Origin of the sequence: Bradyrhizobium sp. 1 (assembly GCF_023073315.1) — a bacterium.
Lineage (GTDB): Bacteria > Pseudomonadota > Alphaproteobacteria > Rhizobiales > Xanthobacteraceae > Bradyrhizobium.
Map to the genome: position 1 here is coordinate 124,326 of NZ_JADPJH010000034.1, position 15,158 is coordinate 139,483.

The following is a 15,158-nucleotide window of genomic DNA, read 5'->3' on the forward strand; positions in this document are numbered from 1 at the left end:
GCCGGCCCGCATTGCCATAATTGGTTACGTGGCAACACTCGGGCGGTCAATGTCATCAGGTTGCAGTTTACATCGATTGTAAATTGCCGCCGTTGGAATGCGCCCGATGCCGCCTGTAAAAGCAGGACATCTGAAATTTCGAAAGCGCATCACACCAACAATGTCAGCAGCATCCGGAGACAACCACGGCGATGCCGCGGGGCCGACACAAAGCCCTTCTGCAACAACGAGAACGCTCACCATGCGCGGGAGCCGGATCGACAGCCGCGAGCTGTTTGCGGCCGAGCGCGAGATCATCATCGCGCATGGCGAGGACAGCTATCGCCTTCGCCTCACCTCGCAGAACAAGCTGATCCTGACCAAGTAACCTGCCGAGCAACCTGCCAAGCAACCTGTCATGTCATTTTGTCGCACCCTCACACAGCTCCTGCTCACCGGCACGATCGCGCTTGCGTCGAACGCGCACGCCGCCGATATCACCGTGCATGACGCGCGCAATCGCGACGTCACTGTTGCCGACTTCGCCCGCACGGTCTCGATCGGCGGCGCCATCACCGAGATCCTGTATGCGCTCGGACTGGAGAGCCGCCTCGTCGGCGTCGACACCACGAGCCTCTATCCGACGGCGGCGCTGCACGACAAACCCAATGTCGGCTACATGCGCCAGATTTCCGCCGAAGGCGTGCTCGGCCTCAATCCGACGCTGATCCTGGCGATCCAGGGATCGGGCCCGCGCGAGACCATGGACGTGCTGGAGACGGCGAAGGTGCCGCTGGTGCTGGTGCCGGAGACCTTCACCGAGGACGGTCTGATCGAGAAAATAAAACTGGTCGGCCACGCCATGGGCGTCGATGCGCGTGCCGAGTGCCTCAGCACCGCGGTCGGCACCGACCTCGCCCAGCTCCGCGCGCTGCGCGCCAAAGTGACGAAGCCGGTGCGCGTGATGTTCGTGATGTCGCTCCAGAACGGCCGCGCGATGGTCGCCGGCCACAAGACCGCGGCCGACGAGATCATCCAGCTCGCCGGCGCCGCCAACGCCGTCGATGATTACGACGGCTACAAGATCATCGGCGACGAGGCGATCGTGGCCGCAAAACCCGATGTCGTGCTGTCGATCGAGCGCGGCAAGGAATCTCTCCAGGCCGATGCGGTCTACACCCATCCCGGCTTTGCGCTGACGCCGGTCGCGGCCAACAAGAGTTTTATCACGATGGACGGGCTCTATTTGCTCGGCTTCGGCCCGCGCACGGCATCGGCGGCGCGCGATCTCTCCGTCAAGCTGTATCCGGCATTGGCCGACGGCGGCGCGTTCAAATCGGCTCTGTCGGCAACGAATTGCCGGCAATGAATGTGGCGGTCGGGACCAACGCGCGGAGCCCGCGACGAGCAGGCGCGGGACGGCGGTTCACGTCGATTGCGATTCCCTCTCTGCTCGTAGCGCTGGTTGTCACCGCCATCGTTGCGCTGACGGTCGGCGCAGCCGGAATTCCCCTCTCACGCTTGCCGGCCGCGCTCGGATTCACCGGCAACACCACCGCCGATGCCATGACGGCGCGCGACCAGCTCGTGCTGTGGTCGATTCGTATCCCCCGAATCGCGGCGACCGCGATGGTGGGCGGCCTCCTCGCCGCGGCTGGCGCGATCATGCAGGGCCTGTTTCGCAACCCGCTCGCCGATCCCGCCCTCGTCGGTGTCTCCAGCGGCGGCGCACTCGCGGCTGCAAGCGCGATCGTCTTCACGGATTCGCAGCTCGGCGAGACACTGCGCTTTCTCCAGACCGAACTGCTGCCACTTGCGGCGTTCGCGGGATCGCTCGCCACGACCGCCCTCCTCTACGGCATTTCCAGCCGCGCCGGGCGCACCTCGATCGCGATCTTCCTGCTCGCGGGCGTCGCCATCACCGCCATCACCAATGCCGGCATCGGGCTTCTGGTGTTCATCGCCGACGATCGCCAGCTCCGCGACATCACGTTCTGGCTGCTAGGCTCGATGAGCGGCGCGACCTGGACCAAGGTGGCCGTGCTCGCGCCGATCCTCGTCATCGGGCTTGGCGCCTGTGCGTACATTGCGCGCGGCCTCGACCTGCTGGTGCTTGGCGAGGCCGATGCGTTTCACGGCGGTGTCGATGTCGAGCGCCTCAAGCGGATATCGATCGTCATGGTGTCCGCCATGACCGGCGTCGCAGTGTCGATCAGCGGCGTCATCGGCTTCGTCGGCATTGTCGTGCCGCATCTCTTGCGCCTTGTCATTGGACCTGCGCATCGGCTGCTGCTGCCGGCCTCGGTGCTATCAGGCGCGATCCTCATGGTCGGCGCCGACACGCTGGCGCGCACCATCGTTGCGCCCGCAGAAATGCCGATCGGCATTTTGACCGCTGCGGTCGGCGCGCCGGTATTCCTCGGCATCCTGCTGCGACAGCGCGGGCTCGGCTCGCTATGAGCGCGGTAATCGAGGCGCGAGCCCTGGGCAAACGCGCCGGTCGCGCGACGCTGCTCGATGGGGTCGGCCTGACGGTTGAAGCCGGCGAGATGGTCGCCATCATCGGTCCGAACGGCGCGGGCAAGTCGACCTTGCTGCGGCTCTTGTCCGGCGACCTGCGCCCGAGCGAAGGTGAGGTGCGGCTGAAGCAGCGCGACATCAAGAGCTACACGCCGCGCGAGCTGGCCGCGCGCCGTGCGATGCTGTCCCAGCACATCAACGTCACCTTCCCGTTCACCGTCGAGGAGATCGTGCTGATGGGCGCGGGCGAACGCAACGCGCGCGACACCGGCCAGCTCGTCGACGCCGCGCTCGACGAAGTCGGCCTTGCGCATTTCCGCGAACGGCAATTGCCGACATTGTCCGGCGGCGAGCAGCAGCGCACCCATTTCGCCCGCGTGCTGGTGCAGCTCGCCTGCGGCGAAGCCGAACATGGACCGGGGCTTCTGCTGCTGGACGAGCCGACTTCGAGCCTCGATCTGCGCCACCAGATCGACCTCGTCGAGGCCGCGCGCCGTCGCGCGGCCGGCGGCACCGCCGTCATCGCGATCCTGCACGACCTCAACCTCGCGATCCGCTTCGCCGACCGGCTGGTGGTGCTGAACGGCGGCAAGCTCGTCGCCGACGGCCCGCGTGCGGACATCGTGACGCGCGATATCATCCGCGACATCTTCGAGATCGACGCCGTGGTCCACCAGACTGACGACGGCATGCCGTACGTGCTGCCGCAGTCGATGCGGGCGGCACCGACGTTGCCACGATGACGGTCCGCTCCCTCCCCCGCTTGCGGGGGAGGGAGCGCACGTCCTTCGTGGCTAGCAACCTACCCCGCCGGCACGACCACCATGCTCTTGTCCTTCGGCCAGCGGATGCGCCAAGCGAAGTTGATCTCCTTGACCTCACCGGGCTTGGCCTCGAACGACCATTCCAGCACGCCGCGCTTGTCGCGGATGTTGCTTGCGGTCGGCGGCGTTGTCGCGGGCAGCATCTCGACCGAGATCTCCTCGCTCTCGCTGACCGGTAGCTGATCCTCGATCGCAACCTTGATCGGGAAATCGTGACCGTTGCGGATCGTCGTCTTGAACGAACGCTCGTCGGTCTTTGACGTGGTGACGATCAGGCCGGCCGAGCCTTCGTTGCGCTTGAGCACAGAGCGCTCGATTCTCACCTTGTCGTCGGCGCCGAAGCCGAGCCGCACGATATCGTCCTTGGCGGAGGCCGAAAGCTTGCCGCGGCCGACAAAGACGCCGTCGCGGTAGATCGCGACCTTGCCCGGCAGCAGGGTCGTATCGTCGGTCTGCTTGAAGCTGGCTTCGAGGAAGGCGGTCGGATCCATCACGGGCGCCGCGCGGACCATGAGGTCGGCGGGCACGTTCATCGCGGCGATGCGCAGGCTCTTGGCGCCCTCGGCGGCGCCGAGACTGACGCGGCCTGGAATCTTGAAAGTGGCCTGGAAGTCGCCGATCTCGGCGACCGCCTGCTGCTCGTCGGCGCGCTGGCGCGGCTCGGGTGACTCCGCAAGCTTGCCCATCGCCCGCGATTGTTCCTGACGCGCCACCGGCGCGGGTCTTGCCAGATCGGAGGCCGCGCCGAGTGCCATTGGCCTCGGTGGCTGAGGATATTGCGCCACCAGCGAACCCAGCTCCGGGGCGCTACCACCGCGGCCGATACGCACCGTGGAGACGCCAAGCGCCACGTTCGACCAGTCCTCGCCGGTCGACTGCGTGATCTCGGCGCGGCGAACCAATTCGAGTTGCGGCTTGCGGTCCTTGGCGCCAGTGTCGAGGCGGGCGTCATAGAGCGGCAGCCAGCGCGCATTGCGCACATTGTAGGTAACGCGCAGCGTGGCCTTCGTTGCGTTTGCCGCGGCAACGTCCATGCGAACCTCAAGCTTGGCCGGAGGCGTAGCCTTGCGCTCGACTTCGAGCTGCGCGATCTGCCGATCGATCGCGCGCAGCTTGCGCGTGGCGTCACGGATGGCGGTATCTGCGCTCGCGATTTCCTCGCCGACCGCAGCAAAGGCCGCGCGCCATTCGGCGATCGGCCGCGCCTCGCCCTTCTCGCCGATGCCGACCGGAGAGGCTTCGGCAAAGTGCTCGGCAAACTTGCGTCGCGCATTGGCCGAGTCGATTGCGCCCTGGAGGTCGGCGCGCTGATCGCTCAGGGCCTCGATGCGCTTTTCCAACTCGGGCAGATTGACCGGTGCCGCGCGCGGCGGTCGCGCATCGATCGTGCCGATGGTGAGTTTTGTACCCGCTTCTCCCTCGACCCGGAGGGAGGATGTATCGAGCGCGAGCGGGAAGTCCTTGGCGACCAGCGTCGTATCGCCGGACGGCAGGTCAACCGTGATGATGCGGGTGACGGTGGCACCGTCGGGATAAACCGTGACGGTGTCGATGGCCGAATTGGTATCGAGATCGGCGGCCCATGACGGCGATGCCGCCGCCATGGTCACCAGAACCAGGCTCGTCGTTGTCAAACATCTTGCGGTGATGCGCATAAAGTCCCTCCTGCCGTATCGCCGCGCCGCCAGCCGGACGCGAGCGATCAAATGCCTCGCCAACATGGTTGGACGCGGCAGCAGAGGAACTGGTTCGATTGGGGTTTCCGTGGGGCGCGGCGGCGGCGGCACCAAGGCCGCGGAACGTGTCGTCGTCCCGCGGCGGAGTTCCTAAACCTGCGCGGGCGAACCCTGGCCGAAGATGCGGCGGAGCAGGTCGGTCACGTTCTTGGCGCCGGCCTTCTTCAGGACGCTGGCACGGTAGCCCTCGACCGTCCGCGCGCTCAGATGCATGCGCCGGGCGATCTCCTTGTTGGTGAGGCCAGCGGCAAGATGCTCGAGCACGTCGCCTTCGCGCCCCGTCAGGGGTTCGCAGCCGGGCAGCCAGCGCTGCCGGCTCGTGCCGGGCTGCGCGACCTCGTCGATGGCGGCATCGATCCGGTCGACGATGTCGTGGGTGCGGAACGGCTTTTCGATGAAGTCGGTCGCGCCGCTCTTGATCGCGTCGACCGCCATGGCGATGCTGCCGTTGGCCGATGTCACCAGGACCGGCGCCATGCAATTCTCCTCGCGCAACCGCTTGAGCACGTCGAGAGCGGAGCGATCCGGCGGCATCTCCAGCAGCACGCAGGCCGGCATCCGCGCCTTGGCCTCAGACAGCAGCGAAGCGCCGTCGGCGAAGCAGATCACGTCATAGGCGCTTTGTTGGAGCGCGGCGGACAATTGTTCGCGGGAGGTTGCGTCCGTCTCAATGACGAATACCTCACCCTTGGAAAGCATGTTCCCCGGCATAATCCCGATCCAGCAATGTCTTGGTCAAATGAAAGGAGACGGCTGGGGGCTCCATCGCGCCCCGCCGTCAATGAGCACGGCATTCACGGCTGTGCTTCGGTCTTCCATATGTATGTTCCACCCTGTTCCCAGATTTGACGGATCGGGACAGAAACTTTACATTTCGGGACATCTGCCGGAGTGGTTGACGGGAACAGGTCGCATGACCGACCTCATTCGCAGCGCAGGCTTGAGCTGTTACCCGGAGGTCGCCCGGTCGGTCGGGCTCGACCCCAGACAGATGATGCGCAAGGTCAGGCTGCCGCTGGCCGTGCTCGACAAGCCCGACACCCCCATTGCGGTCTCAGGCCTGCGTCGCCTGCTTGAATTATCGGCAGAGGCATCCGGTGCCGAAGATTTCGGCTTGCGGCTCGCCGAGCGCGGCGGGTTGACCAATTTCGGCGCGGTCGGCCTGATCGTGCGCGAACAGGCAACCGTCGGCGAAGCCATCGACGCATTCTCGCGCTTCATTCATATCCATCACGACGGCATGAAGCTCGACGTTATCAGCAACAAGCAGACGGTGACCATCACGCTGCATCTGCGCGGCCGGCAGCCGACCGCGCCGCGGCAGTCGATCGACATGGCGCTCGGCAGCATTCACCGCATCATCCAGTCGCTGTTCGGCAGCGATTGGCGGCCGCTGGAGGTGCATCTGCATTATCCGCCTCCGCACGACCGCAAGCGCTATCGCGACTTCTTCGGCTGCCGCGTGACGTTCAACGCCGAGACCGATGCGATCATGCTGTCGGCGCACGACATGGAGCGCCGGATCCCGAGCGCGCATCCGCTGATAGCGAGCTATCTGCGCAAGCGGATCGAGGCGATCGAGACCCGCCCCGCAAGCTGGGAGGGGAAGGTCGACGAGGTCGTGCGCAGCCTGCTCCCCACCGGCGACTGCACGGTCGAGCGCGTCGCCGAGCACCTCGCCTGCACCCGCCGCACCATCCACCGGCATTTGGCCGAGGCCGGCACCAGCTTCTCGGCCATCCTCGACGCTCAGCGCGCCGATCTCGTGATCCAGCTGATCGACGATCCCGACCGGCCGCTGGCCGATATCGCCGCGCAGCTCGGCTTCTCCGCGCAAAGCGCGATGGCCCGCTGGTTCAGGGGCCGGTTCGGCTGCACCATCAGCGCGTGGCGCAAGGGCGTGCGACCGCTGGCGAGGGCGCGCGGCGTGCCGTCGGCCAGTGCGGCTTAAGGTCGATCCGTCAATCAGGCGTGCTCAAAGGGGCCGACTTCGCGGATGACCTTGCAGATTTGCAGGAAGCCGCTCGCATAGAATTCGGCATGCCCCCGTTTCATGGTCTCGACGTGCTCCGGATGAGTCCGCCAGGCTTCGAGGGCCTCCTCCGAGGCGAAGCGAAACACGGTCAGCTCCTCGCCATCGTCGGCCTTGAATGACTTGACCGACAGAAAGCCCGGAAGGCCGATGACGATGTTGTACATCCGCTCACCCAGTCGATCATACTCCTCGAGCGAGACGCCATCTCGCAACTTCAGGCCGCCAATCACAACGACTTCGCCGATCATTTTCGATCTATCCCTCAATCGCGTTTCCACGCCAGGCTGACAGCAGGCGCACCTCGAATGACAGGTTCGGATCGATGACGGCGTTTGTTACGCCGGAAAAATTTTAGCGTGCCGGAGCCGGCACGCCCATGATGGCGAGCGCGCGCCGGGAGCTGCCGGCGAGCAGTGGGCCGAATGCGACCGCAAAGCCGAGAAACGCAACGACCCAGCCGCAGGCCGCAATATGCAGCAGCGTGTCGCTATACGCAGGGATCACCACGGCCGCGACCCGCGCCAGCGCCGCGACGACGATCGCGACATAGATGCCCTGGGTCGCGGGAGAAGCCGTCAGCGCCTGTCCGGTGTGGCCGAGGCTCGCGCGCGTCATCACCGCGAGCGTCATGGTCCCGGCAGCCCCCGTCATCCAGGCGTGAATGCCGGCGCTCGGCGGCAGCACGCCGAAGCCGGCCAAGGCGTTCAGCAGGAAGCCTGATGGCACGAAGGTGTAGCCAACGTGAAGGATCAGCAGCAGCCGCTCACGCGTAGTGCGGTCACCGGCCCATCGCGCTAGCCGGACCAGATGCAGGGCTCCGACGAGCGCCATCACCACGCCGGTGATCGTGTTCAGCGGCGCCACGACCCATGCGATCAGCGCCAGCGCGCTCAATCCGATCATCGCGCCGTCGAAGCGCCCGAACGGCACCGGCAGGCGGCCGGGATTGAACTTGACCAGCCAGTTGCGAGTAAAGCTCGGAATGATGCGGCCGCCGATCAGCGAGATCATCAGCACGACCACGCCGATGCCGACGCGAATGCTGAGATCGGCCGCGCCCGCGTAATGCGCTTCGAGATGGAAGCCGACATTGCCGGCGAGGAGCACGAGAACCAGGACCACCACCGGCAGATTGCGCCAGTTACCGCCCGCGATGATCTCGCGCATTGCGGCAGCGACGACCAGCGCCAGGAATGCGGCATCGACGACCAGCGCAAACGCCCAGCCGATCTCGGCAGACAGGGGCACGGCGGCACGCCCGGCGAGCCAGACCACCAGCAGCGCCCCCAGCGACATGCCCTGGATCGGCAGCCGCCCGGTCCAGTTCGGGATTGCCGTGAACAAGAACCCGGTGATGACAGCCGGCAGGAAGCCATAGAGCATCTCATGGACGTGCCAGTCGCGCGGCGCGAAGGCCGACGTCACTGACAATTCGCCATAGAACATCGGCAGCCAGGCCAGGATCGACAGGCCCGCCTGAATCGCGGCAAGCAGGAAAAAGGGCCGAAAGCTGTTCGCAAACAGCGGCCAGCCCTCAAAATTGCGGGATCGGGCGCCAGCCATGGGGCAACTCCTGTGAATTCGGAACCGTTGCCTGGAAAAATACTGCCGTTCGGCCTGCCCGTTTTGCGCTATCGCAAACTAAAGGACGATTGCAGGTGCCATCACACTCCCGAGCGCCGAGGAGACAGAATGGCCAAGGTCGACACATCGCTGGTCGCGCATTTGCCGCTGTTTGCCGGGGTCGGGCCGGAGGCCCTGGACGAGATCCTGCGCGAGGCCCGCTCGGCGCGTTATCCCAAAAACACCGCCATTTTCGAGCAGGGCGCGGACGCGCAATCCTTCTTCCTGCTGCTGCACGGCCATGTCCGTGCGGCCAAGACCACGCCGACCGGCGAGCAGATCGTGGTGCGCTATGTCGCGCCCGGCGAAACATTTGGCCTGGCGATGGCAATCGGAGCCGCGCATTATCCGGCGACCGCGATGGCGGTCGACGACAGCGTGGTGCTGATCTGGCCAATTTCGGCCTGGCCGCGTCTGATCGAACGGTTTCCGGCGATTGCCGCCAACACGCTCCAGGCCGTCGGTACGCGGCTTCAGGAAAGCCACACCCGCATCCTGGAAATGTCGACGCAGCAGGTCGAGCAGCGCGTCGCGCATGCGCTGCTGCGGCTTGCAAAACAATCCGGCAAGAAGCTCGACCGCGGCATCGAGATCGACTTTCCAATCAGCCGCCAGGACATCGCGCAGATGACCGGCACCACGCTGCACACCGTGAGCCGCATCCTGAGCGGTTGGGAAAGCCAGGGCCTCGTCGAGAGCGGCCGCCAGCGCATCATCCTGCGCGATCCGCATGGGATCGTCGTGCTGGCGGAGCGAACCCCGGACAGCGGCGCGGCGTAAGATAAGGGCGAGGGCGCTTCCGCTTACGGCAAAAGCCCGCCCTCACCCCGGAATTCGCGCGCGACCCGCGCGAACTCCAACCCGCCTCACGCCGGCACGCAGTCGCACAGCGCGGCGAGGAATTTGTCGCGGTCGATGCCGTGCTCGCGGCAGGCGTCGTCCACGGTATGGAAGGTCGCGATCGGACAGCCGACACAGGCCATCCTGAAGGCGAGAAACACGCGGATCGCGTGCGGTGCCGTTCGCATGATGTCATCGACCAGATCGTCGGATCGGAAGGGCATAGACAACTCCGTTCCGAACTGACGATAGCGGAGCGGGGGCGAGTTTCTTTGTTGGAGCGCAAGCTGAGGTGTCATTCCGGGCTCGCGCCAAGTGGCGCGCCCCGGAATGACGAGGCTACACCGCCCTGCTGTGCAACTGCTTGCCCGGATCCAGATGCGCATCGAATGCGGCCGCAACGCTGCGGACCAAAAACCGCGAGTGGTTTGCGACCGCGAGCCGGTCGCCGTCCAGCTTCACGACGCCGTCCGAGATCAGCGGCTTCAGGCGCGAGGCCGATTGCAACATCGTCTCGGCTTCTGCACCATGACGCGCGCAGATGTCGCCGAGATCGGCGCTGAACTCGCACATGATGCGCTCGATGATGTCGGCGCGCAGCCGGTCGTCGTCGGTGAGCCCATAGCCCTTCGCGGTGGCGAGGTGGCCTTCGGCGATGCTCTGCGCATAGCCGCCGATCTGCACCTCGTTCTGGACGTAACCCTGCGGCAGATGTCCGATCGCGCTGGCGCCGAATCCGAGCAGCACCTCGCCTTTGTCGGTGGTGTAGCCCTGGAAGTTACGGCGCAGCGTCCGGTCCTCGAAGGCCACGGCCATGGCATCGTCGGGACGCGCGAAATGGTCGAGCCCGATCTGCACATAGCCGGCCTCCTTCAGCGCATTGGCGATCGCGCAAGCCTGATCGTGCCGGGCAAGGCCATCGGGCAGGCGCTTCTCGTCGATCATGCGCTGGTGCTTCTTGAAAGCGGGCACATGCGCATAGCCGAACACCGAGAAGCGGTCAGGCCCAAGCTCGAGCGAGCGCCGCACGGTGTCCATGCAGGACGCGACGGTCTGGTGCGGCAGCCCATAGATGAGATCGAAGTTGATGCCGTTGACGCCGGCGCGCTGGAGCATGCCGACGACGGACGCCGTCTGCTCAAAACTCTGCACGCGGTTGATCGCGCGCTGCACGACCGGATCGAAACTCTGCACGCCGAGGCTGGCGCGGTTGACGCCCGAGAGCCGCATGGCCTCGACCATCTCCGATGTCAGCGTCCTCGGGTCGATCTCGACCGCGATCTCGGCCGACGGCAGCACGAAGAATGCGTGGCGCATCGCCGCCATCAATTCGGCAAAGGCCTCCGGCGCCATGATCGTCGGCGTGCCGCCGCCGAAATGGATGTGCTCGACCTTGATGCGGCGACCGATGGTCTCGGCGACCTCGGTAATCTCGCTGCGGAGCGTCTGCTGATAGGCCGCGACGAGCTCATCGCGGCGGACGATCTGGGTATGGCAACCGCAATACCAGCACATCTCGCGGCAGAACGGCACATGCAGATAAAGCGACGCGCTGGCTCCCGGGGGCAGCTCGGACAACCAGCTTGCATAGGTGTCGGCGCCGATCGCCGGCGAGAAGTGCGGTGCGGTCGGATAGCTCGTGTAGCGCGGCAGTCGCTCCTCGCCGTAGCTCGCTGCGAGATCAGTCCTCATGTATTATCCAATCGTAAATCGATTCCGCGCGGGGCCGCGGCAAATCCCGGATGGCATTGGATTACCCGTTTTCGGACGGGTCACCTTGCGCTCGCTCAAATCCGGGGCCTGACACGCGAATTGGAGGAGCCGTGGCCGCGCCTCATACTCCGTCGAGTCCCTCCCCGGAGGCGGCCTGGATTGCCTCGTCGCAAGAGCTCCTCGCAATGACGAGATTGAGGCACGCGCGTTCCGCACACCACAAACGAAAATGGCCGGGCAAAGCCCGGCCATTTCACGATCGTTCGCGACCGCCTTACGTGTTCTTCAGCGCCACGCGGAATTCGGCTTCTGTCTTGGCTTTGACCTCGTCGAGCGAGACGCCGTCGGCGAGCTCGATCAGCGCCATGCCGCCGTCGCCGTGCTTGTCGATGGTGAAGACCGCGAGATCCGTGACGACCATGTCGACCACGCGCTCGCCGGTCAGCGGCAGATTGCACTGCTTCAGCAGCTTGGAGCCGTCCTTGGCCGAGTGCTCCATCACCACGACGACGCGCTTGACACCGGCGACGAGGTCCATCGCGCCGCCCATGCCCTTGACCATCTTGCCGGGGATCATCCAGTTGGCGAGATCGCCGTTCTGGGCCACCTGCATGGCGCCGAGGATCGACAGGTCCATGTGGCCGCCGCGGATCATGCCGAAGGAATCCGCGCTCGAGAAATACGAGGTCGTCGGCAGCTCGCTCACGGTCTGCTTGCCGGCGTTGATGAGGTCGGCGTCTTCCTCGCCCTCATAGGGGAACGGGCCCATGCCGAGCATGCCGTTCTCGCTCTGAAGGCTGACGTCGACCCCGTCGGGGATGTAGTTCGAGACCAGCGTCGGGATGCCGATGCCGAGATTGACGTAATAGCCGTCGCGCAATTCCTTCGCGGCGCGCGCAGCCATCTGTTCACGGGTCCAGGCCATATCGCTCTCCTGATCTCAAGCTGCCGTGCGCGGGCGGGTGTTGCGGAATTCGATGCGCTTCTTGGCCGTGCCGACCTCGACGATGCGCTTCACGAAAATGCCGGGCGTGTGGATATGGTCGGGATTGAGTTCACCGGCGGGAACCAGATGCTCGACCTCGGCGACCGTGATCCTGGCGGCGGTCGCCATCATCGGGTTAAAGTTGCGCGCGGTCTTGCGGTAGATCAGGTTGCCGGCAGTGTCGCCCTTCCAGGCGTGCACGATGGCGAGGTCGGCGAACAGGCCGCGCTCCATCAAATACTTCTCGCCGTCGAACTCCTTCACTTCCTTGCCTTCGGCGATCAGCGTGCCGACGCCGGTCTTGGTGTAGAAGGCCGGGATACCGGCGCCGCCGGCACGAATGCGCTCGGCCAGCGTGCCCTGCGGGTTGAATTCGAGTTCCAGCTCACCGGCGAGGAATTGCTGGGCGAACAGCTTGTTCTCGCCGACATAGGACGAGATCATCTTCTTGATCTGCCGGGTTTCGAGCAGGCGGCTGAGGCCGATGCCATCGACGCCGGCATTGTTGGAGACAACCGTCAGCCCCTTGACGCCGGACTCGCGGATCGCGTCGGACAGCGCCTCGGCGATGCCGCAGAGGCCGAAGCCGCCCGACATGATCATCATGTTGTCTTTCAGAGTGCCGTCGAGCGCCGACTTGGCGTCGGGATAGACCTTGTTCATGCAAAAAACCTCGACTGAACCTTCGGCTTGCAGGCGTCGCGCCTTATTGGCGGCGATTATTAGGCGAAATGGTCCGAAGCCGTCAATGATACGGGGTTCTCCGCTGCGCGGGGCGGTGGTAGAAGCTGCCCACAAGGTGGGCAGAACCGCCCGCGGCCTTGAAAGCGACAAGAAAACCCATCAAGTTGCGGCACTTAACATAACAGGACTTGGACAGGATCTGAGCGCGAGGGGCGCGCAGGTTTCTCGGCCCGCCCTTCTGGCTCCAACGACCAACCCGATCAGGACATGCCATTGACCATGGCCCAAGGAATAAAGCGCCTCGGGACGCCGATCGCGGCGCTGCTCGGCGTCGTGCTGATCGCCCTGATCGCGACCTCGTGGCTGATCAATCGCGACGCGCTGCGCAAGGCGGTCGAAGCCCAGATCCGCGATGTCACGGGGCTCGAGCTCGGCGTCGCAGGCAACATCGACATTTCGTTGCTGCCGGCGAGCTACATCTCATTCCATGACGTCGGCCTGAAGGGCGGCGGCACCAGCGACCCCGCGCTCCATGTCGACGTGCTCACCGCCAATCTGCGGCTGCTGCCGCTGCTGCTGCAACGGTTCGAGATCGCCGACCTGACGCTGCTGCGGCCGCGCATCCATGTCAGCCTGAAGCCGGACGGCGAGAGCAACTGGACGCCCTTCATCCAGACCATCGCGCGCACGATGAAGCCCGGTGCCGACAGCCAGGTGTCGTTCTCCGAGATCAGGATCCAGGACGGCGTGCTCAATTACGAGGACGCCGCCACCCACGCCACCGAGCAGTTCGACGATATCGACCTGTCGCTGGCTTGGCCCTCGATCTCGCGCTCCTTCGCCGCGACCGGGCAGTTCGACTGGCGCGGCGAGCGCGTCGACGGCTCGATCAGCTTTGCCGATTTCGTCGCCGCCCTTTCCGGCGACCGTTCCGGCCTGAAGGCCCGGATCGTCAGCGCGCCGCTCAAGCTCGCCTTCGACGGCAGCGTCGCCAACCGCACCAGTCCGATGATGGAAGGCACGCTCACGATCGACAGCCCGTCCTTGCGCAACGCGCTGCGCTGGACCGGCCAGCCGCAACCCGGCAGCGGCGGCTTCGGCCGCTTCGCGCTGAAGGCGCGCGCCAACGTGGTCGGCGCCTCGATCGCGCTCACCAACGTCAATGTCGAGCTCGACGGCAATACCGCCGAGGGCGTCATGACCTACGCCAATAACGGCCGGCAGACGCTGCAGGCAACGCTTGCCGCCGACGTGCTCGATTTCACGCCCTATATCTCGACCTTCCGCCTGCTCGCGAGCGGCGCGCGCGACTGGAACAGGCAGCTGTTCGATCTCAACGGCCTCTCGACCACCGACCTCGACATGCGCCTGTCGGCAGCAAAGCTGACGGTCGGGCCGACGAAGCTCGGCCGCACCGCAATCGGCGCCAATTTGCGCAACGGAACGCTGGCGCTCTCGGTCGGCGAAGCCCAGGTCTATGGCGGCATCGCCAAGGGCTCGTTCGGCATCGCGCGCTCCGACACCGTCGCCGACATCAAGGCGCAATTCCAGTTCACCGATGTCGACCTCCAGGCCTGCGCCTCCGAACTGTTCGGCCTCAGCAAGCTGTCCGGCCGCGGCAACATCAACGTCTCGCTGCTCGCCTCCGGCTCGAGTCCGTTCGGCCTCGTGCAGTCGCTCGACGGCAGCGCCACCGTCACCGGGCATGACGGCGCGATCGCGGGCTTCAATGCCGAGCAGTTGCTGAAGCGGCTGGAGCGGCGACCGCTGTCGGGCGGCGGCAATTTCCGCAACGGCTCGACCCCTTACGACAACCTCACCATCGCGGTGAAATTCTCCGACGGCGTCGCGACAGCCGAGGACATCCGCGTCGAAGGCCCGGCGGCGAAGATCACGATGACCGGGACCGCCTCAGTGCCGACGCGCGAATACGACATGAAGGGCGTGGCGAGCCTCAACACTGCGTCGGGCTTCGAATTGCCCTTCGTGGTGCAGGGCCCCTGGGATGATCCGCTGATCTTCCCCGATCCGGAAAGCCTGATCCGCCGCTCGCCGGCCTCCGCGCCCCTGCTCGACATGCTGAAGGACCGCAAGGGGGGCGACGCTGTGCGCTCCGCGATCGAGCGCATCACCGGCACCGGAAAGCGTCCCGCGCCGGCAGACCCGTCCACCGCCGACAATGCCAAACAGAACGCCAAGTCTAATTGAGACGAAGTTCG

The 15,158-nt window shown here is 65.5% G+C and carries 15 protein-coding genes; 7 read left to right on the forward strand and 8 right to left on the reverse strand.

All coding sequences use genetic code 11. The features are described from left to right. Positions 1 to 160: 160 nt before the first annotated feature. Genes IVB29_RS30545 through IVB29_RS30560 form a run of 4 tightly spaced genes read left to right on the forward strand, consistent with a single transcriptional unit; the run spans position 161 to position 3,242 of the window. Positions 161 to 367 (forward strand): hemin uptake protein HemP, encoded by a 207-nt coding sequence (locus IVB29_RS30545; protein ID WP_092034653.1) that lies wholly within the window; start codon positions 161 to 163, stop codon positions 365 to 367. Between the two features lie 30 nt (positions 368 to 397). Continuing rightward, complete coding sequence (locus IVB29_RS30550; protein ID WP_247507128.1) at positions 398 to 1,348, forward strand: hemin ABC transporter substrate-binding protein; 951 nt, start codon at positions 398 to 400, stop codon at positions 1,346 to 1,348. Beyond that, positions 1,345 to 2,439 carry an iron ABC transporter permease gene (locus IVB29_RS30555; RefSeq protein WP_247507129.1) on the forward strand — a complete coding sequence of 365 codons (1,095 nt, stop codon included), beginning with the start codon at positions 1,345 to 1,347 and terminating at the stop codon, positions 2,437 to 2,439. The genes IVB29_RS30550 and IVB29_RS30555 overlap by 4 nt, the downstream gene beginning before the upstream one ends. After that, the gene (locus IVB29_RS30560; protein ID WP_247507130.1) at positions 2,436 to 3,242 is read left to right on the forward strand and encodes a heme ABC transporter ATP-binding protein; all 807 of its coding nucleotides are present in this window, start codon (positions 2,436 to 2,438) and stop codon (positions 3,240 to 3,242) included. The genes IVB29_RS30555 and IVB29_RS30560 overlap by 4 nt, the downstream gene beginning before the upstream one ends. A gap of 59 nt (positions 3,243 to 3,301) precedes the next feature. Here IVB29_RS30560 and IVB29_RS30565 read toward each other — a convergent pair whose 3' ends face one another. Together IVB29_RS30565 and IVB29_RS30570 are read right to left on the reverse strand one after the other, a co-directional pair. Beyond that, the gene (locus IVB29_RS30565; protein WP_247507131.1) at positions 3,302 to 4,978 is read right to left on the reverse strand and encodes a mucoidy inhibitor MuiA family protein; all 1,677 of its coding nucleotides are present in this window, start codon (positions 4,976 to 4,978) and stop codon (positions 3,302 to 3,304) included. A gap of 171 nt (positions 4,979 to 5,149) precedes the next feature. Continuing rightward, complete coding sequence (locus IVB29_RS30570) at positions 5,150 to 5,770, reverse strand: response regulator (RefSeq protein WP_247507132.1); 621 nt, start codon at positions 5,768 to 5,770, stop codon at positions 5,150 to 5,152. Between the two features lie 202 nt (positions 5,771 to 5,972). On the opposite strand from IVB29_RS30570, the gene IVB29_RS30575 reads away from it, so the two are divergent. Continuing rightward, positions 5,973 to 7,010, forward strand: a complete 1,038-nt coding sequence (locus IVB29_RS30575) for an AraC family transcriptional regulator (protein ID WP_247507133.1) — start codon at positions 5,973 to 5,975, stop codon at positions 7,008 to 7,010. A 14-nt stretch (positions 7,011 to 7,024) separates the two neighbouring features. Here the strand turns inward: IVB29_RS30575 and IVB29_RS30580 are convergent, their stop codons facing one another. Together IVB29_RS30580 and IVB29_RS30585 are read right to left on the reverse strand one after the other, a co-directional pair. After that, positions 7,025 to 7,342 carry an antibiotic biosynthesis monooxygenase gene (locus IVB29_RS30580; protein ID WP_247507134.1) on the reverse strand — a complete coding sequence of 106 codons (318 nt, stop codon included), beginning with the start codon at positions 7,340 to 7,342 and terminating at the stop codon, positions 7,025 to 7,027. A 103-nt stretch (positions 7,343 to 7,445) separates the two neighbouring features. Continuing rightward, positions 7,446 to 8,657, reverse strand: coding sequence for an NnrS family protein (locus IVB29_RS30585; protein WP_247507135.1), 1,212 nt, complete (start codon positions 8,655 to 8,657; stop codon positions 7,446 to 7,448). 129 nt (positions 8,658 to 8,786) lie between these two features. Here IVB29_RS30585 and IVB29_RS30590 point away from each other — a divergent pair, with 129 nt between their 5' ends. Continuing rightward, a complete protein-coding gene (locus IVB29_RS30590; RefSeq protein WP_247507136.1) occupies positions 8,787 to 9,497 on the forward strand; it encodes a Crp/Fnr family transcriptional regulator in 711 nt (236 codons plus the stop codon). An 86-nt stretch (positions 9,498 to 9,583) separates the two neighbouring features. On the opposite strand, the gene IVB29_RS30595 is transcribed toward IVB29_RS30590, so the two are convergent. The 4 genes from IVB29_RS30595 to IVB29_RS30610 form a co-directional block, all read right to left on the reverse strand. Further along, positions 9,584 to 9,781 (reverse strand): DUF1858 domain-containing protein, encoded by a 198-nt coding sequence (locus IVB29_RS30595; RefSeq protein ID WP_247507137.1) that lies wholly within the window; start codon positions 9,779 to 9,781, stop codon positions 9,584 to 9,586. Positions 9,782 to 9,896: 115 nt separating this feature from the next. Next, on the reverse strand, positions 9,897 to 11,249 hold the full coding sequence (gene hemN, locus IVB29_RS30600) for an oxygen-independent coproporphyrinogen III oxidase (RefSeq protein ID WP_247507138.1): 1,353 nt from the start codon (positions 11,247 to 11,249) through the stop codon (positions 9,897 to 9,899). A 295-nt stretch (positions 11,250 to 11,544) separates the two neighbouring features. Next, entirely contained in the window at positions 11,545 to 12,195 is a 651-nt protein-coding gene (locus tag IVB29_RS30605; RefSeq protein ID WP_247507139.1) for a CoA transferase subunit B, read from the reverse strand. Between the two features lie 15 nt (positions 12,196 to 12,210). Next, a complete protein-coding gene (locus IVB29_RS30610; protein ID WP_247507140.1) occupies positions 12,211 to 12,918 on the reverse strand; it encodes a CoA transferase subunit A in 708 nt (235 codons plus the stop codon). Between the two features lie 300 nt (positions 12,919 to 13,218). Here IVB29_RS30610 and IVB29_RS30615 point away from each other — a divergent pair, with 300 nt between their 5' ends. Further along, complete coding sequence (locus IVB29_RS30615; RefSeq protein WP_247507141.1) at positions 13,219 to 15,147, forward strand: AsmA family protein; 1,929 nt, start codon at positions 13,219 to 13,221, stop codon at positions 15,145 to 15,147. Positions 15,148 to 15,158: the final 11 nt, after the last annotated feature.

Excerpts from the sequence above, each read along its gene's own strand:
- IVB29_RS30545 (WP_092034653.1), top strand. The coding sequence starts at position 161 with ATGTCAGCAGCATCCGGAGACAACCACGGCGATGCCGCGGGGCCGACA.
- IVB29_RS30550 (WP_247507128.1), top strand. The coding sequence starts at position 398 with ATGTCATTTTGTCGCACCCTCACACAGCTCCTGCTCACCGGCACGATC.
- IVB29_RS30555 (WP_247507129.1), top strand. The coding sequence starts at position 1,345 with ATGAATGTGGCGGTCGGGACCAACGCGCGGAGCCCGCGACGAGCAGGC.
- IVB29_RS30560 (WP_247507130.1), top strand. The coding sequence starts at position 2,436 with ATGAGCGCGGTAATCGAGGCGCGAGCCCTGGGCAAACGCGCCGGTCGC.
- IVB29_RS30565 (WP_247507131.1), bottom strand. The coding sequence starts at position 4,978 with ATGCGCATCACCGCAAGATGTTTGACAACGACGAGCCTGGTTCTGGTG.
- IVB29_RS30570 (WP_247507132.1), bottom strand. The coding sequence starts at position 5,770 with ATGCCGGGGAACATGCTTTCCAAGGGTGAGGTATTCGTCATTGAGACG.
- IVB29_RS30575 (WP_247507133.1), top strand. The coding sequence starts at position 5,973 with ATGACCGACCTCATTCGCAGCGCAGGCTTGAGCTGTTACCCGGAGGTC.
- IVB29_RS30580 (WP_247507134.1), bottom strand. The coding sequence starts at position 7,342 with ATGATCGGCGAAGTCGTTGTGATTGGCGGCCTGAAGTTGCGAGATGGC.
- IVB29_RS30585 (WP_247507135.1), bottom strand. The coding sequence starts at position 8,657 with ATGGCTGGCGCCCGATCCCGCAATTTTGAGGGCTGGCCGCTGTTTGCG.
- IVB29_RS30590 (WP_247507136.1), top strand. The coding sequence starts at position 8,787 with ATGGCCAAGGTCGACACATCGCTGGTCGCGCATTTGCCGCTGTTTGCC.
- IVB29_RS30595 (WP_247507137.1), bottom strand. The coding sequence starts at position 9,781 with ATGCCCTTCCGATCCGACGATCTGGTCGATGACATCATGCGAACGGCA.
- hemN (WP_247507138.1), bottom strand. The coding sequence starts at position 11,249 with ATGAGGACTGATCTCGCAGCGAGCTACGGCGAGGAGCGACTGCCGCGC.
- IVB29_RS30605 (WP_247507139.1), bottom strand. The coding sequence starts at position 12,195 with ATGGCCTGGACCCGTGAACAGATGGCTGCGCGCGCCGCGAAGGAATTG.
- IVB29_RS30610 (WP_247507140.1), bottom strand. The coding sequence starts at position 12,918 with ATGAACAAGGTCTATCCCGACGCCAAGTCGGCGCTCGACGGCACTCTG.
- IVB29_RS30615 (WP_247507141.1), top strand. The coding sequence starts at position 13,219 with ATGGCCCAAGGAATAAAGCGCCTCGGGACGCCGATCGCGGCGCTGCTC.